The 20,937-nt window shown below is 70.8% G+C and carries 20 protein-coding genes; 13 read left to right on the forward strand and 7 right to left on the reverse strand.

Going from position 1 to position 20,937, the window contains the following annotated elements; all coding sequences use genetic code 11:
- The first annotated feature begins 133 nt into the window (after window positions 1-133).
- Complete coding sequence (gene flgF, locus BHU06_RS20100) at window positions 134-871, forward strand: flagellar basal-body rod protein FlgF (protein WP_070401006.1); 738 nt, start codon at window positions 134-136, stop codon at window positions 869-871.
- A gap of 14 nt (window positions 872-885) precedes the next feature.
- Window positions 886-1,668, forward strand: coding sequence for a flagellar basal-body rod protein FlgG (gene flgG / locus BHU06_RS20105; RefSeq protein ID WP_070401007.1), 783 nt, complete (start codon window positions 886-888; stop codon window positions 1,666-1,668).
- Window positions 1,669-1,705: 37 nt separating this feature from the next.
- Here flgG and BHU06_RS20110 read toward each other — a convergent pair whose 3' ends face one another.
- Window positions 1,706-2,830, reverse strand: a complete 1,125-nt coding sequence (locus tag BHU06_RS20110; protein ID WP_070401008.1) for a hypothetical protein — start codon at window positions 2,828-2,830, stop codon at window positions 1,706-1,708.
- Between the two features lie 253 nt (window positions 2,831-3,083).
- Between BHU06_RS20110 and BHU06_RS20115 the strand changes: the two genes are divergently transcribed.
- The 10 genes from BHU06_RS20115 (at window position 3,084) to queC (ending at window position 12,662) form a co-directional block, all read left to right on the forward strand.
- Entirely contained in the window at window positions 3,084-3,785 is a 702-nt protein-coding gene (locus BHU06_RS20115) for a flagellar basal body L-ring protein FlgH (RefSeq protein WP_070401009.1), read from the forward strand.
- A gap of 115 nt (window positions 3,786-3,900) precedes the next feature.
- A complete protein-coding gene (locus tag BHU06_RS20120; protein ID WP_070401010.1) occupies window positions 3,901-5,016 on the forward strand; it encodes a flagellar basal body P-ring protein FlgI in 1,116 nt (371 codons plus the stop codon).
- A gap of 5 nt (window positions 5,017-5,021) precedes the next feature.
- Window positions 5,022-5,864: a flagellar assembly peptidoglycan hydrolase FlgJ gene (gene flgJ / locus BHU06_RS20125; protein ID WP_070401011.1), complete on the forward strand. Its 843-nt coding sequence runs from the start codon at window positions 5,022-5,024 to the stop codon at window positions 5,862-5,864.
- 15 nt (window positions 5,865-5,879) lie between these two features.
- Window positions 5,880-7,793 carry a flagellar hook-associated protein FlgK gene (gene flgK / locus BHU06_RS20130; protein WP_070401012.1) on the forward strand — a complete coding sequence of 638 codons (1,914 nt, stop codon included), beginning with the start codon at window positions 5,880-5,882 and terminating at the stop codon, window positions 7,791-7,793.
- 5 nt (window positions 7,794-7,798) lie between these two features.
- A complete protein-coding gene (flgL, locus tag BHU06_RS20135; RefSeq protein WP_070401013.1) occupies window positions 7,799-9,022 on the forward strand; it encodes a flagellar hook-associated protein FlgL in 1,224 nt (407 codons plus the stop codon).
- Window positions 9,023-9,040: 18 nt separating this feature from the next.
- Complete coding sequence (locus BHU06_RS20140) at window positions 9,041-10,246, forward strand: HDOD domain-containing protein (RefSeq protein WP_083293341.1); 1,206 nt, start codon at window positions 9,041-9,043, stop codon at window positions 10,244-10,246.
- A gap of 46 nt (window positions 10,247-10,292) precedes the next feature.
- A complete protein-coding gene (locus BHU06_RS20145; protein WP_070401014.1) occupies window positions 10,293-10,823 on the forward strand; it encodes a GNAT family N-acetyltransferase in 531 nt (176 codons plus the stop codon).
- Window positions 10,820-11,407 (forward strand): hypothetical protein, encoded by a 588-nt coding sequence (locus BHU06_RS20150; RefSeq protein WP_070401015.1) that lies wholly within the window; start codon window positions 10,820-10,822, stop codon window positions 11,405-11,407. Before BHU06_RS20145 ends, BHU06_RS20150 begins: the two co-directional genes overlap by 4 nt.
- Entirely contained in the window at window positions 11,404-11,907 is a 504-nt protein-coding gene (locus tag BHU06_RS20155; RefSeq protein WP_070401016.1) for a GNAT family N-acetyltransferase, read from the forward strand. Before BHU06_RS20150 ends, BHU06_RS20155 begins: the two co-directional genes overlap by 4 nt.
- A gap of 17 nt (window positions 11,908-11,924) precedes the next feature.
- The gene (queC, locus tag BHU06_RS20160) at window positions 11,925-12,662 is read left to right on the forward strand and encodes a 7-cyano-7-deazaguanine synthase QueC (protein WP_070401017.1); all 738 of its coding nucleotides are present in this window, start codon (window positions 11,925-11,927) and stop codon (window positions 12,660-12,662) included.
- Window positions 12,663-12,671: 9 nt separating this feature from the next.
- On the opposite strand, the gene BHU06_RS20165 is transcribed toward queC, so the two are convergent.
- A complete protein-coding gene (locus BHU06_RS20165; protein ID WP_070401018.1) occupies window positions 12,672-13,538 on the reverse strand; it encodes a transcriptional regulator GcvA in 867 nt (288 codons plus the stop codon).
- Window positions 13,539-13,634: 96 nt separating this feature from the next.
- Between BHU06_RS20165 and bla the strand changes: the two genes are divergently transcribed.
- Complete coding sequence (bla, locus tag BHU06_RS20170; protein ID WP_070401019.1) at window positions 13,635-14,513, forward strand: class A beta-lactamase; 879 nt, start codon at window positions 13,635-13,637, stop codon at window positions 14,511-14,513.
- Window positions 14,514-14,522: 9 nt separating this feature from the next.
- On the opposite strand, the gene BHU06_RS20175 is transcribed toward bla, so the two are convergent.
- From BHU06_RS20175 to gspE, 5 genes are all read right to left on the reverse strand, one after another.
- Entirely contained in the window at window positions 14,523-16,301 is a 1,779-nt protein-coding gene (locus BHU06_RS20175) for an ABC transporter ATP-binding protein/permease (RefSeq protein ID WP_070401020.1), read from the reverse strand.
- The gene (locus tag BHU06_RS20180) at window positions 16,298-17,203 is read right to left on the reverse strand and encodes a D-hexose-6-phosphate mutarotase (protein ID WP_070401021.1); all 906 of its coding nucleotides are present in this window, start codon (window positions 17,201-17,203) and stop codon (window positions 16,298-16,300) included. Before BHU06_RS20180 ends, BHU06_RS20175 begins: the two co-directional genes overlap by 4 nt.
- A gap of 10 nt (window positions 17,204-17,213) precedes the next feature.
- Window positions 17,214-18,110: a 5'-nucleotidase gene (locus tag BHU06_RS20185; protein ID WP_070401022.1), complete on the reverse strand. Its 897-nt coding sequence runs from the start codon at window positions 18,108-18,110 to the stop codon at window positions 17,214-17,216.
- Window positions 18,111-18,200: 90 nt separating this feature from the next.
- A complete protein-coding gene (gspF, locus tag BHU06_RS20190) occupies window positions 18,201-19,430 on the reverse strand; it encodes a type II secretion system inner membrane protein GspF (RefSeq protein WP_070401023.1) in 1,230 nt (409 codons plus the stop codon).
- 57 nt (window positions 19,431-19,487) lie between these two features.
- Entirely contained in the window at window positions 19,488-20,930 is a 1,443-nt protein-coding gene (gene gspE, locus BHU06_RS20195) for a type II secretion system ATPase GspE (protein ID WP_070401024.1), read from the reverse strand.
- Window positions 20,931-20,937 lie beyond the last annotated feature (7 nt).

Consider the following 20,937-nt stretch of genomic DNA (forward strand, 5'->3'; position numbering starts at 1 on the left):
GGGCTGAAGCGAGGAATTGAAGGGCGCGATCCGCGCTGTTCCCGGCATTGCGCCCCCTCAAGAATTTCCACAATCCTTTCAAGCCGCCGTGGCCAGCGCTGCTGGCGCGGCAGGCGAGTGAAAGGACTTGTGCTTGGACCGCTTCATCTACACCGCCATGACGGGCGCCAGCGCGGCGGCGCACCGCCAGCAGGTGCTGTCGAACAACCTGGCCAACGTGTCCACCACGGGCTTTCGCGCGGAGCTGTCCACCTTCCGCGCCGTGCCCATCCGCGGTGACGGCGCCAGCACCCGCGTGTTCGCGCTCGAGGCCACGGCCGGCCATTCCAACCTGGCGGGCTCCGTGCAGCAGACCGGCCGCAACCTGGACGTTGCCGCACAAGGCGACGCCTGGTTCGCGGTGCAGGGCCTGGACGGCACCGAGGCCTACACCCGTGCGGGCGCGCTGCAGGTGAACGCCGACGGCACGCTGGTGAACGCCAGCGGCCTGCCCATGCTGGGCGACGGCGGCCCCATCGTGATCCCCGAGAACGCGCGCGTGGACATCGGTGCCGACGGCAGCGTCAGCACGCGCGTGGGCAACGAACCCGGCCAGGTGGCGGGCCGCCTGAAGATGGTGGTGCCCGACGCCGACAACCCGCTCAAGCGCGGTGACGATGGCCTGTTCCGCGGCCCCGAAGGCAACCCCCTGCCCACGAGCGAGGTGGCGCGCCTGCACGACGGCGCGCTCGAAGGCTCCAACGTCAATCCCGTCGAGGCCATGGTCGGCATGATCGCGGCCTCGCGGCAGTTCGAATACCAGATGCGCATGCTGCAAAACGGCGAAGGCAACGACCGCAGCGCCTCGCAGCTGCTCAACGTCAACGGCTAAGCACGGAGCCCCCCATGATCAACTCCCTCATGATCGCCAAGACCGGCATGACGGCGCAGCAGACCCAGCTCGACGTCATCTCGAACAACCTGGCCAACGTCAGCACCAACGGCTTCAAACGCTCGCGCGCGGTGTTCGAAGACCTCATGTACCAGAACCTGCGCCAGGTGGGCGCCAACGCGGCCGAGCAGGCCGAGCTGCCCACGGGCCTGCAGATCGGCCTGGGCGTGCGCACCGTGGCCACCAGCCGCAACTTCACGCAGGGCAGCCTGCAGCAGTCGGGCAACGCGCTGGACGTGGCCGTCAACGGGGCCGGCTTCTTCCAGGTCGAGATGCCCGACGGCACCACGGCCTACACGCGCGACGGCAGCTTCCAGCGCGACGCGCAGGGCCGCATGGTCACCAGCAGCGGCTTCCCGCTCACCGCGGGCATCACGCTGCCGGCCGAGACCGAGAGCGTCACGGTCTCCAGCGACGGCATCGTCACCGTCAAGCTGCCGGGCCAGACCCAGCCGCAGCAGGTCGGCCAGATCGAGCTCGCCAACTTCGTCAACCCGGCCGGTCTGGAGCCCATGGGCCAGAACCTGTTCCGCGAAAGCGTGGCCTCGGGCGCGCCGGTCAATGGCGCGCCGGGCACCACCGGCATGGGCGTGCTCATGCAGGGCTACACCGAGCAATCCAACGTGAACGTGGTGCAGGAGCTGGTGGACATGATCCAAACCCAGCGCGCCTACGAGATGAACTCGAAGTCGATCCAGACCTCGGACCAGATGCTGCAGAAGCTCGCGCAGCTGTGAGGACCGCGGGCGGCGCCTTGGCGCCGGGGAGCGGGGTTCAGACGCTGCTGCTGGTCAGCGACCCGAAGCCGTTGTTGCCGCGGTAGTCGAACAGGTCGGCGCCGTCGATGTCGGCGTAGGGGTCGGCGGGTGGGTTCTGCTCGATGCCTTGCAACACCCGTGCGGCCATGTGGGCATCGCCGAACAGCACGGGCCACTCCGATTTCCTGTCGCTCGGGGCCTTCAGGTCAATGATCTGAAGGAGGACGTTCCGGATGGCGTGCCTCCACTCGATGGATCGCGAGTGGATGTTGTCCAGGAGCTCATCAAGCGAGGTGGTTTCATCGATTTCGGCGAACTCCGCATAACCCAGATGGGCGAGCGCGGCCCGCTTGAGCGTGTCGGCAAAAGCGCCGATGGCCTGCGAGGTGTCGCCGACGGAGGGGGCGGTGTCCTCGGCTGCGGGGCGCTGAAGCCCGACGCAGAGTGCGATGGCTGCTTCGCGCATGCCAGGGTCAATGTCATCGCGGTGGTGCTTGATCCGAAAGTTCAGCACCTCGTGGAGGGTCTCTTTCAAGTCATCAGGCAGCGCGTTCATGGCTTCGATCACGCGGTCCACCGGCGTGTCTTTCGAGATGCCGGGGACCAAATGGTCAATGACTTTCGCAAACGGGCCGATGGCCCGGGTGCCAGAGGGGGAAGCCGGTTGGGTTGGGCGGCTGACGTCCAGTGGGAGCTCGGTCTGGGCGGCCCCCGTGGGGCGAGGCATCTCTCTGGCATGGGCCAGCGTGTGGATCGCCTGGGCGAATGGGGGGTTCTTGACCACTTGCCGGTTCTGGGCGAGGGCATTGAGCACATACTGCCGAGCCGCTTCCACCTCGGGCCCGTAGTAGCGATCGGCAAACTGCGTCGTGAGGGTGTTTTCCAAGCGCCGTGCGGTCTCCGCGCTGGAGCCGCGGGGGGTGAGCAGGGAATGCGACGTGGTGCTTGCTCGTGTCGACAGGAAGTCCACCCCCTTCCCGAGCGGCGAGCGGCTGGTGTTGAGGTAGAGCACCGCGCCGCTTTTCACCTTGTCTTGGGACAGCAGCTCATCCAGCTTCTTGAGATTGAGGTCCTTCCTGTTCCAATGGCAGGCTTCCTCCTTGAGCTTGTTGCGAGAAAAGAAGCTGGTCAGCGACGGCATAGGCACCTCGGCGGGATGGGGAGGGGGGCGACTGCCCTGCGCGGTCGTCCGATGCTGCTTGGGTGGCGCGGCGCGCGCCTGAGTTCTCGGCCAAATGACCGCATCGGCCATAGGTACGGGCCATCGCCTGCTCCAGGGGCCGAACCTTGGAAAAGGCCAGGCTGCGGCGCCTTGTTCCGGCCATTGGCCACCCTCAAGTTTTTTGACAATCCTCGCAAGGTCCCATTGGGGGGCCGCTGTTCAAGGACTCGTCATGTGCCGTCGATTGGCGTTGTGGGTGTTGTTCTCCACCCTGGCCGTGCTGGCCAGCGGCTGCCAAACCCTGCGCAACGAACCCGTGGTGGACCTGGCGCCCGCCCAGCCGGTGCGGTACGTGCAGCAGGAACAGGCCTTTCAGGTGGCCGCCGCCGCGCCCACCGGCGGCCTGTTTCGCGCCGCCACCTACCGCCCCGCGTTCGAAGACCCGCGCGCGCGCCTGCCGGGCGACATCATCACGGTGCAGATCACCGAGCGCGTGACCGCAAGCCAGAACTCCTCGGCTTCCATCGACCGCAGCGCCGATGCCTCGGCCAGCATCAACGCCATCCCCCTGTTCGGCGGCACCACGCCCTGGAGCAAGGCCAACCTCGGCGCCCAGAGCAGCAACAACTTCAAGGGCGACGGCGCGACCTCGAGCAACAACAACTTCAGCGGCTCCATCACCGCCACCGTGCAGGAGGTGCTGCCCAACGGCCACCTGCGCATCGTCGGCGAGAAGCAGATCGGCGTGAACGCCAACGTGGACGTGATGCGCTTCTCCGGCACGGTCGATCCGCGCAGCATCCGCCCCGGCAACGTGGTGCCCTCCACCCAGGTGGCCGACGCGCGCATCGAGTCGCGCAGCCGTGGCGCGCAGGGCGAAGCCATGTCAATTGGCTGGTTGGCGCGCTTCTTTTTGAGCGTTCTGCCGTTCTAGAGGACGCGATCATGCAATTCCCCCGCCGCGCTTCGCGCGACCCCCACGGGGCGGCACCAGCGACCCGGCACAGCCGGCTCCGCGGCCTCCCTGGGTTTGACCACTTGCCGATGCCATGAATATCGTCCACCGCCTGCGCCACTTGATGCTGATTTGCGTTGCGCTGGCGACTTTTTCCGTCACCGCGCAAAGCGTGCGCGTGAAAGAGATCGCCGCGGTGCAGGGCGTGCGCAGCAACATGCTCACGGGCTACGGCCTGGTGGTGGGCCTGGACGGCAGCGGCGACCAGACCACGCAGATGCCCTACACCGGGCAGAGCCTGGCCAACTTCCTGCAGCAGTACGGCCTGACGCTGCCGCCCGGCGCCAACCCCCAGCTCAAGAACGTGGCCGCCGTGATGGTGACGGCCGAGCTGCCGCCCTTCGCGCAACCGGGCCAGCCCATCGACGTCACCGTCTCCTCCATGGGCAACGCCAAGTCGCTGCGCGGCGGCACGCTCATCGTCACGCCGCTGCGCGGCGCCGACGGCGAGATCTACGCGCTCGCGCAGGGCAACCTCATGGTCGGCGGCGCGGGCGCGTCGGCCGGCGGCAGCAAGGTGCAGATCAACCACCTGAGCGCCGGCCGCATCCCCGGCGGTGGCCAGGTCGAGCGCGCCGTGCCGACCTCCCTGCACGCGGGCGACACGCTGGACCTGGGCCTCAACAGCAACGACTTCCAGACCGCCAGCCGCGTCACCGACGCCATCAACAAGGCCCTGGGCGCCGGCACCGCGAGCGCCGTCGACGGTCGCGTGGTGCGCCTGAACGCGCCCACCGACCCCTCCCAGCGCGTGGCCTTCCTGGCGCGCGTGGAAGAGGTGCGCATCGAATCCAGCGTGCCCAGCGCCAAGGTCGTGATCAATGCGCGCACCGGCTCCATCGTCATGAACCAGGCGGTCACGCTCGGCCCCGTGGCCGTGGCGCACGGCAACCTGTCGGTGAGCGTGAGCAGCACGCCCGTCATCAGCCAGCCCGCGCCGTTCTCGGGCGGCGAAACGGTGGTGCGCGAGCAGGCCAGCATCCAGATCAGCCAGGACAAGGGTTCGCTCATCCACATGGGCCCGGCCGCGCAGCTCAGCGAGGTGGTCAAGGCGCTCAACACCCTGGGCGCCACGCCGCAGGACCTGATCGCCATCCTGCAGGCCATCAAAGCCTCCGGCGCGCTCAACGCCGAACTCGAAATCATCTGACGGCCATGATCGGCAGCAGCGCCTTCACCTCCCCGAGCGGCCTCGCCGCCGACCCGAACGCGCTCAACGCGCTCAAGGGCGCGGGCGACAGCAAGGCCGCGCTCAAGGAGGCCGCGAAGCAGTTCGAGGCCCTGTTCATGCGCGAGCTCATCAAGAGCATGCGCGAAGCCACCAGCAAGAGCGGCCTGTTCGACAGCGAGGGCGAGAACCTGGGCACCGACCTGCTGGACCAGCAGTTCGCGCAGAAGCTCACCGGCCTGCCGGGCGGCCTGTCGGAAGCCATCGAGCGCCAGCTCGCCGGCCGCATGTCCGGCACGCAGGCCTTGCCCGACGCGCCCGCCACGCCCAGCACCGTGGGCCGCGCCAGCGCCGGCGAACGCCAGAGCGCGTTTGTCGAGCGCCATGGCGCCGCCGCGCTGGCGGTGGCGCGCGAATCGGGCATTCCCGCCGCCTTCATGCTGGGCCAGGCCGGGCACGAGAGCGGCTGGGGCCGTGGCGAGATCCGCCACGCCGACGGCTCGCCCGCGCACAACCTGTTCGGCATCAAGGCCACGGGCGGTTGGACCGGCAAGGTCGCCGAGGTCACCACCACCGAGTACATCAATGGCGAGCCGCGCAAGGTGACGGCCAAGTTCCGCGCCTACGACTCCTACGAGGAGTCGTTCCGCGACTACGCCCGCCTGATCGGCAACAGCCCACGCTACGAGGGCGTGATGGATCAGCTGCATTCCGTTCAGGGCTTCGCCAAGGGCCTGCAGCGCGCCGGCTACGCCACCGACCCGTCCTACGCCGAGAAGCTCGGCCGGGCCATCAACACCACGCTGAGCCTTCAGCGTGCGCAAGGCTGAAGGGGAGCCTGAGCCATGTCCTCACTCAACATCGCCACCCGCGCGCTCAACACCAACCTGGCGGCGCTGCAGGTCATCGGCCACAACATCGCCAACGTCAACACGCCCGGCTACTCGCGCCAGACGGTGGTGCTGTCCAGCGCGGGCTACCAGTTCACCGGCGGCGGCTACTTCGGCAAGGGCGTGGAGATGACCACGGTGGAGCGCGCCCACAACGAGTACCTCACGCGCGAGGCGCGCCAGACCGGCTCGGTGGCCGCGGCGGACGCGGCGCGCCTGGCCCGCCTGGAGCAGCTGGAAACCGTGTTCCCCACCGGCGAGAAGGGCCTGGGCACGGCGCTCAACGACATGCTCAACGCCTGGACCGACCTGAGCTCGGCGCCGGGCAACCTCACGGCGCGCACGGTGGTGATCGCGCGCGCCGACGAATTCGCCAGCCGGCTGCGCGACAGCGCGGGCCAGCTCGACCTGATGCGCAACACCACGCAGCAGCAGGTGAAGTCGGTCACGGAGGACATCAACCGCATCGCCCAGGACCTGGCCAAGGTCAACCAGCGCATCATCGAGACGGCCGGCACCGCGCACACACCCAACGACCTGTACGACCAGCGCGACCAGCTGCTGCGCCAGCTGAGCGACAAGGTTCAGATCAGCACCGTGCCCGGCGATGCCGGATCGGTCAATGTGTTCGTGGCCGGCAGCCAGCCGCTGGTGCTGGGGGCGCAGGCCGCGAAGCTGGCGGACCAGACCGATCCCATGGATTCGTCGCGCATCACCATCAACTTCGTGCAGGGCGGTGTGTCCACCGCGCTGGCCGATGGCTCGCTGGGCGGCGGCGAACTGGCGGGGGTGGTGCGTTTCCTCAACGACGACCTGGCGGCCGCGGCCAACCAGCTCGGCCGCATCGCCCTGGCCACGGCCAATCTGGTGAACCAGCAGCACGCGCTGGGCCTGGACCTCAAGGGCAACCCGGGACAGAACTTCTTCGTGCCGCCCGCGGCCGCCAAGGGCCTGGCCTCGCCCGCCAACGGTGGCACCGGCCAGGTGAGCGCCGTGGTGAGCGACCCGCAGGCGCTGATCGCCTCCGATTACGAGTTGCGCGTGGAGGCCGGCGGCTTCAGCATCGTGCGCCTGAGCGACGGCAACACCACCAGCGTGGGCGCTTTGCCCGCCGAGGTCGATGGCCTGAGCTTCCAGGTGGACGCGGCCGGCGCCGTGCCGGGCGACCGCTTCCGCATCCGGCCATTCGAGGCGGCGGCGCGCAACCTGCAGGTGGCCATCGACGCCCCCGAGCAGCTGGCCGTGGCCAGCCCCGTCATGGTCACCCCCGGCACCGGCAACTCGGGCAGCCTGAGCGTGGAGAAGCTCTACGCGGTCGACAATTCGGCCAACCTCACCGACCCGGTCACCATCACCTTCAACGCCGACGGCAGCTTCAGCGCCACCGGCCTGGGCCCGGGCAACCCCCCGCCCGACAACGCCGGCCCGCCGCCGAGCTACAACTTCAAGCCCGGCCAGGCCATCGTGCTCAATGGCTGGAGCCTCACGCTGCGCGGCAACCCCACCGCTGGCGACAGCTTTTCCATTGGCGCCTCGCCGTCCAACGCCATCGCGCAGAGCGCCGGCAACGCCAGCGGCATGCTGGCCTTGCGCGACCTCGCCACCTTCGACGGCGTGCCACTGTCCGACGGCTACGTCAGCCTGTTCTCCGACCTGGGCACGCGCGTGCAGGGCGCGCAGTTCGCGGCCGACTTCTCGGCCGGCGTGGCCACGGCGGCCGAGCAGGCGCGCAGCAACGTGGCCGGCGTCAACCTCGACGAAGAAGCCGCGCGGCTGCTGCAGTTCCAGCAGGCCTACCAGGCCTCGGCCAAGTTCCTGCAGATCGCCCAGAGCACCTTTGACAGCCTGTTGCAAACCGTGGGACGTTGACCGCCATGAGCTTTCGCATCGCCACCGCCAACCAGTTCGACCGCACCATCGACCAGCTTGCCACGCGCCAGTACGACCTGGCCAAGCAGCAGGAGCGCATCTCCACCGGCAAGCGCGTGATGAAGGCCAGCGACGACCCCGTGGCCGCCACGCTGGCCGAGTCGGCCCGCAACCGCATGACGCGGGTGCAGGCCGACCTGCGCGCGCTGGACGCCTCGCGCACCAGCCTGCAGCAGGCCGAGTCCGGCCTGGCCGAATCGGGCGAGCTGATCCAGCGCGTGCGCGACCTGCTGGTGTCCGCCGGCAACCCCAGCTTCGCCGACGCCGAGCGCGAGGACGTGGCGCGCCAGCTCGAAGGCCTGCGTGAGCAGCTGCTGGCCGTGGCCAACCGCACCGACAACAACGGCCGCACCCTGTTCGGCGGCCTGGGCGGCGCGCCGACGCCCTTCGTCGACCTGTACGGGCCCAGCGGCACCGGCGTGCAGTTCGAGGGCCAGCGCGGCCAACCCGCGGCGGGCAACGGCACCCTGCCCCAATCGCTCGACGGTGACGCCATCTGGATGCGCATCCCGCAGGGCAATGGCAGCTTCACCCTGAGCCTGCCCACCAGCAACACCGGTGGCGTGAACACCAGCCTGGGGCAGGTGACCGACGCCACGGCGCTCACCGGCGACGACTACCGCGTGGACTTCGCCGACGTGGGCGGCGTCATCCAGTACACCATCACCAACACCACCACGGGCACCCCCGTGGCGGGCCACGCGGGCGTGCCCTACGAGGCCGGCAAGACCGTGGCCTTCGATGGCCTGTCCTTCGAAATGAACGGCCAGCCGGCCGCGGGCGACCGCATCGACCTCGCCCCCGCCACCGGCACCACCGACATCTTCTCCGTCGTGCAGGGCGCGATCGACGCCCTGCGCTACCAGGGCGCGGGCGAATCGGCGCTGCGCACCCAAGCGCTGGGGCGCGCCCTCACCGAGGTGGACGCCGGGCACGACCGCGTGCTGCTGGCGCGCGGGCGCGCCGGCGAATGGCTCAACCGCGCCGACTCCATGGACCTGCTGATGAACAACCGCAGCACCGACCTGGAGCTGGAGGAGTCGCGCCTGGTCGACCTGGACATGGTCAAGGGCATCTCCGACTTCAAGAACAAGGAGCTCGCGCTCAACGCCGGCCTGCAGGCTTACGCCACCGTGCAGCGCATGTCCCTGTTCGACTACATCAAATAAGCGCGCCGACGAACCCCCATGCTGATGCAAGCGCACACCGTCCTCGACAGCGTCGCCATGGCCTATGTGCCGCTGTGGAACCGCGCGCGCGAGCTCGCGGGCGTGCGCCTGTGCGTGCGCGCCATCCACCCCGAGGGCGTGGACGCCCACCACCTGCTGCAGGCCATCGGCGACGACTGGCCCGAGGGCGCGCCGCCGCTGCTGCTGTCGCTGCAGACGCCGCGCCTGCTGCAGCAGGCCCTGGCCTGCCCGCCCGTGCTCAACACCCTGCTGGAGGTGCCGGCCGCGCTGTTCGGCGCGCAGGAAACGCTGGCGCGCCTGTCGCTCGCGCGGCGCAACGGCCACCTGCTGGTGCGCCATGGCGACTGGAGCGCGCTGCGGGGGCGGCCCACGCCGGGCGTCGACCACCGCAACCTGTTCACGCTGGAGCCCCTTGACCGCATCGAGCCCATGCCCGGCCAGATGGTGGAAGGCGTGGACACCCAGGAGCGCCTGCGCCAGGTGCTGGACCAGGCCCAGGCCGCCGCCGTGCTCGGCTGGCCTGCGGTTGACGTGCTGCGCGCCCACAAACGCCAGCCGCTGCACTACGACGCGCGCGTGGTGCGCCAGGTGCTGCAGGCCATCGACGACGAGGAATGTTCGGTCGAGTACCTGGAGCGCGTGGTGCGCCAGGACCCGGTGCTGATCTACCGCATTCTCATGCTGGTGAATTCCGCGGCCTACGGCCTGCGGCGCGAGATCGGCTCGCTGCGCCACGCCATCATGATGCTGGGCTTCCGCGAGTTGGGCCGCTGGCTCACCGAGCAGGTGCCGGAGGCCGAGCCCGACGTCGACCTGCAGCCCGTGCGCTACGCCATGGTGATGCGGTCGCGCCTGGCCCAGCACCTGCTGGCCACCGGCTCGGATGACCTCTTGCGCGCCGAGGTCTACACGACCGCGGCGCTCTCGCAGCTCGACCTGTTGCTGCACCAGCCCCTGGCCGACCTGCTGCACCGCCTGCCCCTGGCGGGCCGGGTGACCGACGCGGTGCTGCGCCACGATGGCCCCTACTTCCCGCTGCTGGACATCGCGCGCGCCATGGGCGACCCGGAGCGGCTGGACCGCATGGAAACCCTGTGCCGCCGCCACGAGCTGACGCTGGAGCAGGTGAACCGCGCCCTGCTGCGCATGCTGGCCACCAGCCGCGACCACGCGGGCCGGCGCTCGGAGCGGCTGGCGCACTGAAGCCGGGTTCGTGGGTGGGGTGCGCCAAAGTGTGCACACTCGTCCCATGACCGCCCCGACAGACAAGCCGCTTTCCAGCACCCTGCGCACCCGCCGCTTTCGAGCCGGCGACGAGTTCGCCCTGTTCCACGTGCACCGCTCGGCCATTCAGTCGATCGCCAGCCGGGACTACACGCCCGAGCAGATCCAGGCCTGGTTGCCCGAGGAGGGGGAGCGGGACGCCTGGGCCCAGCGCGTGCGCGCCCTGGCGCCGTTCGTGGCGCTCGATGGCGATCGGATCGTGGGCTACGCCGATCTCCAGGCCAACGGCCTCATCGACCAATTCTTCGTGTCCGGGCAGCACCCGCGTCGCGGCATCGGCGCCGCGCTGATGTGGCGGGTGCACGAGGAAGCGGCCTTGCTGGGGCTCTCAGAGCTGCACGCCCACGTCAGCTTGAGCGCCGAGGCCTTTTTTCGCCGCTTCGGTTTCGAGGTGGTCGAGCGGCGCCTGCCGGTGCGGCGCGGGCTGGCCTTGCCGAACGCGCTGATGCGCAAGCGGCTGCCACCGGGCGCGGACCCGCAAGGCGAGCGACCATGAGCGAGGCCCGCGCCGGCACCGACCGCGTGGTGGTCATTGGCTCCAGCTGCGCCGGCAAATCCACCTTCGCCAGCGCGCTCGCCGCGTCGCGTGGCTGCGCGCTCATCGAACTGGACGAGCTGTACTGGGCGCCCGCCTGGACGCCCAAGCCGCCGGCCGAGTTTCTGCGGCTGGTCGAGCAGGCCAGCGCCGGCGAACATTGGGTGGCGGCGGGCAACTACGGGCTCGCGCGCGAGCGGCTGTGGGGCCGTGCCACCACCATCGTCTGGCTCAACTTCGGCCTGCCCCGGGTGTTCTGGCGCGGCCTGCGGCGCACCGTGGCGCGCGTGGTCTCCGGCGAGCAACTGTTTCAGGGCAACCGCGAGTCCTTCCGCCAGTCGTTCCTGTCGCGCGAGTCCATCCTGTGGTGGATCCTGAGCACGTTCCACCGCCGTCGGCGCGAGTTCGAGGCCCTGCGGGACGCCGGCACCTTCGCCCACCTGCGCTGGTGCGAAGCGCGCACCCCCCACGAGGCCGATGCCCTCCTGCGCCTTCTGCAGGCGGGTGCCTCGGCCGCCCCCGGTCCCCGACCCCCGCGCCCATGAACACCCGCATCCTGCCCCTCACCGAAGCCCACTTCGAGCGCCTGCACCAGGTGCTCGACGAGGTGGCGCGCGAGAAGCGCTACCTGGCCCTGCTGCAGGCGCCGCCGCGCGAGCAGACCTTCGCCTTCTTTCGCGACAGCCTGGACCAGGGCCATCCGCACGTCGTGGCCCTGCTCGACGATGAGGTGGTGGGCTGGTGCGACGTGCTGCCCGTGTTCGGCGAGGCCCGGCGCCACGTCGGTACCCTGGGCATCGGTCTGGTGCGCCGCGCGCGCCACCAGGGCCTGGGCGCGGCCCTGATGCGGGCCGCCATCGCCGCCGCCTGGGCCAAGGGCCTCACCCGCATCGAGCTGACGGTGCGGGCCGACAACCCCAATGCCCGCGCGCTGTACGAGCGCATGGGATTCGCGCACGAAGGCCTGCAGCGCGGCGCCTTCCGGGTCGACGGGGTGTCCGTCGACAGCCACGCCATGGCGCTGCTGCGCGAAGGCGGCCACTGAGCCCTACCATCCCGCTCATGCCCGAATCCATCCGCCACACCCACGCCCTGGTTTTGTTCTCCGGCGGCCAGGACTCCACCACCTGCCTGGCGCACGCGCTGGCGCGTTTCGAGCGCGTCGAGACCGTCGGCTTCGACTACGGCCAGCGCCACCGCGTGGAACTCGACGCGCGCCAGGCCGTGCTGCGCGAGCTGCGCGCGGCCTTTCCCGCCTGGGCCGCCCGGTTGGGCGAGGACCACATGCTCGACCTCGCGGTGCTGGGCGCGGTGTCCGAGACCTCGCTCACGCGCGACATGGCCTTTCGCATGGGGGCCAACGGTCTGCCCAACACCTTCGTGCCGGGGCGCAACCTGCTGTTCCTCACCCTGGCCGCGGCGCTGGCCTACCGGCGCGGGCTCACAGTGCTGGTGACGGGCGTGTGCGAAACCGACTTCTCCGGCTACCCCGACTGCCGCGACGACACCATGAAGGCCATGCAGCTGGCGCTCTCGCTGGGCATGGACCAGCGTTTCCTGGTCGACACGCCGCTGATGTGGATCGACAAGGCCGGCACCTGGCGCCTGGCGCGCGAGCTGGGCGGCGAGGCCCTGGTGGACCTGATCGTGGAGCACACCCACACCTGCTACCAGGGCGACCGCGAACACCGCCACGCCTGGGGCTGGGGCTGCGGGCAGTGCCCCGCCTGCGAGCTGCGCGAGCGGGGCTGGCAGGCCTACCGCATGTCCCTCGCGCCCGGCGCGCGCGCCGCGGGCTGAGGGCCGGTGTCAGCCGGCCTCACCCAGCCGCTCTTCCAGCCAGCGCCGCAGCGCCTGCACGGCCGGTGAGGCGCGGCGCCGGGCCAGGCGGGTGAACCAGTAGCGGCCCACCGCCACCTCCACGTCGAACAGCCGCACCAGCCGGCCGGCCTGCAGGTCGCGGCTGAACAGGCGCAGCGGCAGCAGGGCCACGCCCGCGCCTTGCGCCGCCGCGTCGGCCAGCAGCAGCGAGGAATCGAACTGCGGCCCCGTGAGCAGGGGCGCGCGCACGCCCGCCGCCTCGAACCAGGCGGGCCACTCGTCACCGCGGTAGGAGCGCAGCAGGGTTTCTCGGCCCAGGTCGGCCGGGCCGCGGATGCGGTGCGCCAGCGCGGGCGAGCAGACCGGCGCCAGCGGGGCGTCGAGCAGGGGCACGGCCTCGCACCCGGGCCACTGGCCGTCGCCGAAGCGGATGGCCGCGTCCAGGCCTTCGGCCGCCAGGTCCACGCGGTTGTTGTGGGTGAACAGGCGCAGTTCGATCAGCGGGTGGCGGGCCTGGAAGTCGCGCAGGCGCGGCAGCAGCCAGCCCACCGCGAAGGTGCCCACCACGCCGATGGACAGCACCTCGCGCCGCTGGCGCGTCTGCAGGCTGGCGAGCGTGGCCGACAGGCGCTCGAAGGCCTCGCTGAGCACCGGCAGCAGGGCCTGTCCCTCGTCGGTGAGCGCCAGGCCGCGCGGCAGGCGGCGGAACAGGCGGCGGCCCAGGCGGTCCTCGAGCTTGCGCACGTGCTGGCTTACCGCGGTCTGGGTCAGGTGCAGTTCCTCGGCGGCGCGCGTGAAGCTGAGGTGGCGCGCCGAGACCTCGAAGGCGCGCAGGGCATTGAGCGGAAGGTCCATGGTCGATAGAAGTTTTTCTTTGGGCTGGGGCAGATTATTTCCGTTTGAACGGCGCGGGTGGCGTCCCTAGCATTCGCGCTTTCCACAGGAGAAACCATGATCCATCGACGACAACTGCTCGGCTTCGCCGCCACCGCTCCCGCCCTGACGGCGCTTCTGATGCCCCAGTTTGCCTGGGGTCAGGAGGGCACGGACGCCCTCGACGCCGCGGCGCGCGCGCTGGAGGCGAAGTCCCGGGGCCGTCTGGGCGTGCACATCCTCGACACGGCCGACGGACGCGAATGGGGCCACCGCAGCGACGAGCGCTTCCTCATGCTCAGCACCTTCAAGACGCTGGCGGCGGCGCTGGTGCTGCGGCGCACCGACCAGGGCAAGGCGCCGCTGTCCAAGCGCGTGCGCTACCGCCAGCGCGATCTGGTGCAGTGGTCGCCGGTGACGGAAAAGCACGTGGGCGGCCGGGGCCTGAGCCTGGCCCAACTGTGCGAGGCCACCATCACCACCAGCGACAACACCGCGGCCAACCTGATCCTGCGCGAGGTGGGCGGCCCGGCCGCCCTGACGGCGTTCCTGCGCGGCATCGGTGACCCGGTGACACGGCTGGACCGCATGGAGCCGGAACTCAACGAGCCCTCGCCCGGGGAAGACCTGGACACCACCACACCGCGCGCGATGGCGCGCACCCTGCGCACGCTGTTGCTCGGCGACGCGCTGTCGCCGGCCTCGCGCGAGCAGCTGGCGGCCTGGCTCAAGGCCAACACCACGGGCGACCGCCGCCTGCGCGCGGGTGTGCCGCCGATCTGGGGCATCGGGGAGAAGACCGGTACCGCGGGCGAGAGCGCGAACGACGCCGGCATCGTCTGGCCGCCGGGGCGGGCGCCCTTGCTGGTGAGCGCCTACCTGGCCGACAGCCCGGCGGGCGCGGCGGCGCGCGAGCAGGCCCTGGCCGGCGTGGGCCGGCTGCTGGCGGCCTGGTGAGGCCGCGCTTCAGCCGGTGGCGACCCGGTAGCGCGGACCGTCCGCGGCGCCGGGCTGGAGCACCCAGCGCCGCGCGTGCCAGCCCGCCACGCCGGGCCGGTGCGCGATCGACACCAGGGCACCGTTCTGCGCGCGCACCAGGGCCTGCAGGCGCTCGTAGATGGTGGCCTCGGCGGCCTCGTCGAGCGCGCTGGTGGCCTCGTCGACGAACAGCCAGCGCGGCTTCTTGAGCAGGGCGCGCGCGATGGCCAGGCGCTGCTGCTCGCCGCCCGAGAGCTTCTGGCCCCAGGCGTCGGGGTCGTCGAGCCGCGCCACCAGGTCGGGCAGCAGCGCCTCGCGCAGCGCGGCCTGCAGTTCCTCGTCGCCATAGCGCGCGGCGGGCTCGGGGTAGGCCAGGGCGTCGCGCAGGCGGCCGTTGGGGAAGTAGGGCCGCTGCGGCAGGAACATGGCGCGCGCGTCGAAGTCGGCCGGCAGGCGCAGGCGGCGTTTCGCCCAGGGCCAGATGCCCGCCAGGCCGCGGAACAGCGTGGACTTGCCGCTGCCCGAGGGTCCCTGGACCAGCACCGAATCGCCGGGCGCGATGCGCGCGCCGTGCACCGCCAGCAGCGCCGCGCCGCCGGGCAGGGCGAGGTCCATGGCGTCGAGCGCGATCGCGTCCTCGGCGTTGGTCTCGCTGGCGGTGGCGGAGTCACCGGCCTGCAGCGCGGCGAAGCTCTCATCGAAGCTGGTGATGCGGTCGGTGGTGGCGCGCCAGGCGGCGATCTGGTCGTAGTTGTCGACGAACCAGGACAGCGCGCCCTGCACGCGGTCGAAGGCCGAGGCGATCTGCATCAGTTCGCCGAGCTGGATGGCGCCGCTGAAGAATCGCGGCGCCGCCACGATGAAGGGGAACACCGTGGCGGCCTGGCCGAAGCCGTTGGTGAACCAGACCAGGCGCTTCTGCGTGCGGATGAGCCGCAGGTAGTTGCCCAGCACGTCGGCGAAGCGCAGGCCGAGTTGGCGGCGCTCCACGCCTTCTCCCTTGTCGAGCGCGATGGACTCGCTGTACTCGCGCACGCGCACCAGGTGGTGGCGGAAGTCGGCCTCGAAGCGCTGCTGCTTGAAGTTGAGCGCGATCTGAGGGCGGCCGATGTAGTGGGCGAGCACGCTGCCGATGACGCAGTAGAGCACCGCCATCCAGACCATGAAGCCCGGGATGTCGACGTGCCGGCCCTGGAACGTGAAACCGAAGCTGCCCGACAGCGTCCACAGGATGCCGATGAAGCTCAGCAGCGTGACCACCGCGTTGAGCAGGCCCATGGACAGGCCCACGGTGTAGCTGGTGAAGAGGTTCATGTCCTCGGCGATGCGCTGGTCGGGGTTGTCGGGCGGCGCGTTGCCTTCGCGCGAGTAGCGCGCCAGCTCCATTTGGTAGAAGCGGTGGTTGGCGAGCCAGCGGTCCATGTAGTGCCGGGTCATCCACTCGCGCCAGCGCATCTGCAGCAGCTGCGTGAGGTAGAAGCGGTAGACCGCGATGACGATGAAGCTGAAGGCCAGGTAGGTGAAGCGGCCCAGTTCGCGCCAGAACACCGCGGCGTCCTTGTTCTGCAGCGCGTCGTAGAACACGCGGTTCCACTCGTTGAGCAGCACCAGCATGTAGACCGCGCCCAGGTTGAGCAGCACGATGGCCAGCAGCAGGCCGCGCGCCTTCCACTTGTCCTCGGAGTGGAGGTAGTAGGGCATGGACAGCCGCCAGGCCTTGCCGGCGAACTCGCGCAGGGCGCGCCACTTGCTGATCTTCTCGGTCATGGAAAAGCTCCGGCGGCCTGAGCCGCGATCTCGACGGTGAGGCGGTGCCGGCCGCCGGGCGGCAGCGCGATGCGCTCGTCGCCCGCGTTGGCGGTTTCGACGCAGACGAAGTGCTGGTGCGCGCCCGGGCCCAGGTCGGCCATGCCGGCGGCCAGTTCGGCGCCCGGGTTCCACACCACGGCGGTTCGGCTGCCCGCGCTGTGCAGCGTCAGGCGCTGGCCGCCGGCCGCGCCGAGCAGCTGCAGGCGATCGGGCACCCCCTGGTAGAGGCGGTCGAGCCGGCCGCTGAAGCGCAGGGCTTCCTGGGTGGCGCTGCCGGCCGGGGGCGCGCCGGGCACCTGGTCGATGAAGCCGCAGCCTTCCAAGCCCAGTACCTGCGCCGCGTCGAGGCGGTCCACCGCGAAGTAGCTGTGCAGCGCCTGGGTGAGGGTGAAGGCGCTGTCGCCGATGTTGTGGGCGCTCAGGCTAAGGCGCAGCGTGGCGCCCACGCGGATGTCGAGCCGCAGCTCGAAGGCGTGCGGCCACAGGGCGCGCGTGGCCTCGTCGTCGCGCAGGACCAGCTCGAGCGCGGTGGCGCCATCGCTGCCGTCGCGGGCCCCGCGCAGGGACCAGCGGCGCAGGCGCGCGAAACCATGGGCGGGGCGGCCCAGGCCGTCGGGATCGGGCCCGAACCAGGGCCAGCAGAGCGGCACGCCGCCGCGGATGGCCTGGCCGGCCTCGAAGCGCGCGCGCGGGCTCAGGAACAGCCAGTCGGGCTGGCCGTGCGGCTGGAAGGACAAGACCTGCGCGCCCTGCAGCGAGACCGTGGCGCGGGCCAGCGGGTTGTGCACCCGCAGCAGGGGCAGGCCGCCCGGGCCGTCCACGGGCCTCAGGCTGGCGGTGGGGGCGGGGCGGTCGGGCACGGGCGCGGGCTCAGGGGTTTGAAATGCCCGAGGCCACATGGCCCGCCGGCACGTGCTGCGCGGCGGATTCGATGTGGCCGGTCTGGTCGTCGAAGAAGAAGTCGGGTTCGAATTCGCGCAGGAACTCGCCCTTGGGCAGGCCGCCCAGGAACATGGCCTCGTCGACCTCGATGTTCCAGTTCATCAGCGTGCGGATGGCGCGCTCGTGCGCGGGCGCGCTGCGCGCGGTCACCAGCGCGGTGCGGATGCGCATGAGCGGCGTGCCCTCGCTCTGCAGGCGGTGCAGGGCTTCCAGCAGCGGCTTGAAAGGGCCTCCCTCCAGCGGCGTGCCGGCCTTGCTCGATTCGTGCGACTGGAAGGCCGAGAGGCCCTGCGACTGGTAGATGCGCTCGGCCTCGTCGGAGAACAGCACGGCGTCGCCGTCGAAGGCGATGCGCACCTCGGTCGGGTGGGCGTCGCTGGCGCGCACCGAGGTGGGGTAGACCTGCGCGGCGGGCACGCCGGCGTCCAGTGCGGCGCGCACGTCGGCCAGGTGGGCCGACAGGAAGAGGTTGGCGCGCAGCGGGCGCAGGTAGCGCCAGGGCGACTGGCCGCGCGTGAAGCTGCCGCGCTGGATGGGCAGGCCGTAGTGCTGGGCCGAGCGGAACACGCGCATGCCCGAAACCGGGTCGTTGCGCGAGAGGATCACCACCTCCACGCGCTGGGCGTGGGCGTCGTTGAAGGCGAGCAGCTTGTGCACCAGCGAGAAGGCCACGCCGGGCGCGGCGGGGGTGTCCAGCCGCTCCAGCTGCAGCCGCATGTAGGCCTTGTCGTCGCCCTGTTCGAAGAGGCGGTTCTCTTCTTCGAAATCGAACAGGGCGCGCGAGGAAATGGCGACGACGAGCTTGCCGTCCAGGGTGACTGCCATCAGACCACCCGCCGGGCCGCCCCAAGGGCGGTCTGCGCCCCCTTGGGGGGCAGCGGATACACGAAGTGAGGAGCGTGGGGGCTCATGGTTTCAGGTGACGAGCTGATTGAGCTGAATGATCGGCAGCAGCACTGCCAGCACGATGAGCATGACGACCAGGCCCATGCCCACGATGAGCAGGGGCTCCAGCACCGTGGCCAGGGACATGGCGCGCCGCTGCACCTCGGCGCCGAGCTGGTCGGCCGCGCGCTGCAGCATCTGCGGCAGCTGGCCGGTCTGTTCGCCCAGGCGCGCTAACATGCTCAGCAGCGGCGGAAAGCGCTTCTTGCTGGCCAGGGCCGAGGCCAGGGGCGCGCCCTCGCGCACGCGCACCAGGGCGTCGAGCGCGTCTTCGCGCAGGGCGCGGTTGTTCAGGGTTTCGGCGGCGGTCTGCAGGGCGCGCAGGATGGGCACGCCCGCGCCCGCCAGCATGGCCAGCGTGCCGGCGAAGCGCGTGGCGTTGAAGCCGCGCGCCAGGCGGCCCAGCACGGGCAGGCGCAGCACGGCGGCGTCCATGCGCAGGCGCAGGCCCTCCTGCCGGTGCGCGAACACCAGCCCTATGAGACCGAGCACGAGCAACAGCAGCACGGCCCAGCCCCAGGTGCGCACGAAGGCGCTGATGCCCATCATGATGACCGTGAGCGTGGGCAGGGCGCGCTTGCTGCCCTCGAACACGCCCGCCACCTGCGGCACCACGTAGCTGACCAGGAAAACGACGATGACGATGGCCACCAGGGTCACGATGGCCGGGTACAGGGCCGCGGCGATGAGCTTGTTGCGCAGCGCCTCGCGCGCTTCCAGGTCGTCGGCCAGGCGCTCCAGCACGGTGCCGAGCTGGCCGCTCTGTTCGCCGGCGGCCACCACGGCGCTGTAGCTGGCCGCGAACTCGCGCGGGTACTGCGACAGGGCGCGCGCGAAGGACGCGCCGGCGTTGACCTCGCTGCGCAGCGTGGCCACCAGGTTGCGCAGCTTGTCGTTCTCGGCCTCGTCGGCCAGGGCGCTGAGCGCGCGCTCCAGCGGCATGCCGGCGGCCACCAGGCCCGCGAGCTGGCGCGTCCACACGCCCAGCGCGGTGTTGCTGAACACGCGCCCGCCCCACAGCGTGACGTTGAGCCCCTGGCCGCCGCCGGCCTGCGCCGACTGCGCGGCCGGCTCCACGGCCAGCGGCACCAGCGAGCGCGCGCGCAGCAGGCCGCGCGCGGCGCGCGCGGTGTCGGCGTCGATCACGCCCTTGTGCGTTACGCCGTTGGCGTCAACGGCCTCGAAGGTGTAGGCCGGCATGTCAGCAGGCCGCCTGGCCGCCGGGCCGCGCAGCGGTGGAGCGTGGGGGCTTCATGTTCATTCGCGGGTGACCGACATCACCTCTTCCACCGAGGTCACGCCCGTCTCGATCAGGCGCTGGCCGTCCTCGCGCATGGTGCGCATGCCGGCCTTCTCGGCGGCGGCGAACAGCCGGCTCTCGGCCGCGCGCTGGTGCACCAGGGCTCGGATCTGGTCGTCGGCCACCATGAGTTCGTAGATGCCGGTGCGGCCCTTGTAGCCGCTGTGGCTGCAGTGCTCGCAGCCCACCGGGTGCCAGCGGCCCTGCGCGTCCTGGCGGCGGCAGTGCACGCAGAGCTTGCGCACCAGGCGCTGCGCCAGCACGCCCAGCAGCGAGCTGCTGAGCAGGAAGGGCTCGACGCCCATGTCGGTGAGGCGGGTGACGGCGCTCGGCGCGTCGTTGGTGTGCAGCGTGGCCAGCACCAGGTGGCCCGTGAGCGATGCCTGGATGGCGATCTGCGCGGTTTCGTGGTCGCGGATCTCGCCGATCATGATGACGTCCGGGTCCTGGCGCAGGATGGCGCGCAGGGCCTTGGCGAAGGTCAGCTCGATCTTGGGGTTGACCTGGGTCTGGCCGATGCCGGGCAGCTCGTACTCGATCGGGTCCTCGACCGTCATGATGTTTTGGCGCCCGGCGTCCAGCCGCTGCAGGCCGGCGTAGAGCGTGGTGGTCTTGCCCGAGCCGGTGGGACCGGTGACCAGGATGATGCCGTGCGGCTGCTGGATGAGGCGCAGGAAGCGCGCCAGCACATCGCCCTGCATGCCCACGGATTCGAGGTCGAGCTTGCTCTCGCTCTTGTCGAGCAGGCGCAGCACGGCGCGCTCGCCGTGCGCGCTGGGCAGGGTGGAGACGCGCACGTCCACCGCGCGCGTGCCGATGCGCAGGCTGATGCGGCCGTCCTGCGGCAGGCGTTTTTCGGAGATGTCGAGCTCGGCCATGATTTTCAGGCGCGAGATCAGGGCCGCGTGCAGGGCGCGGTTGGGCTGCACCACCTCGCGCAGCGTGCCGTCGACGCGGAAGCGCACGCTGGAGTGGCGCTCGAAGGGCTCGATGTGGATGTCGCTGGCGCCATCCCGCGCGGCCTGCGTGAGCAGGGCGTTGAGCATGCGGATGATGGGCGCGTCGTCGGCGGTTTCCAGCAGGTCCTCGATGGCCGGCAGCTCCTGCATCATGCGGCTGAGGTCGGCATCGCTCTGCACCTCGCTCACCACGGCGGCGGCGCTGGATTCGCCCTGCGAATAGGCCGAGCTGATGCGCTGGCGCAGGCCCTCGGCGTCTTCCCACTGCAGGTCCAGCAGCGGGTGCAGGCGCAGGATCTCGGACAGGGCCGACAGGCGCCTGGACTGGGCCTGCGGATCGGCCGCGGGCGTGCGGCTGCCCACCAGGGTGAGCCGGCCCGCGTCTTCCTCGAGCAGCCACTGGTGCTCGCGCGCGAAGGCGTAGGGCAGCGGGTACTTCATGGGCGCG

Source organism: Hydrogenophaga sp. PML113, assembly GCF_001777155.1.
GTDB lineage: Bacteria > Pseudomonadota > Gammaproteobacteria > Burkholderiales > Burkholderiaceae_C > Hydrogenophaga > Hydrogenophaga borbori.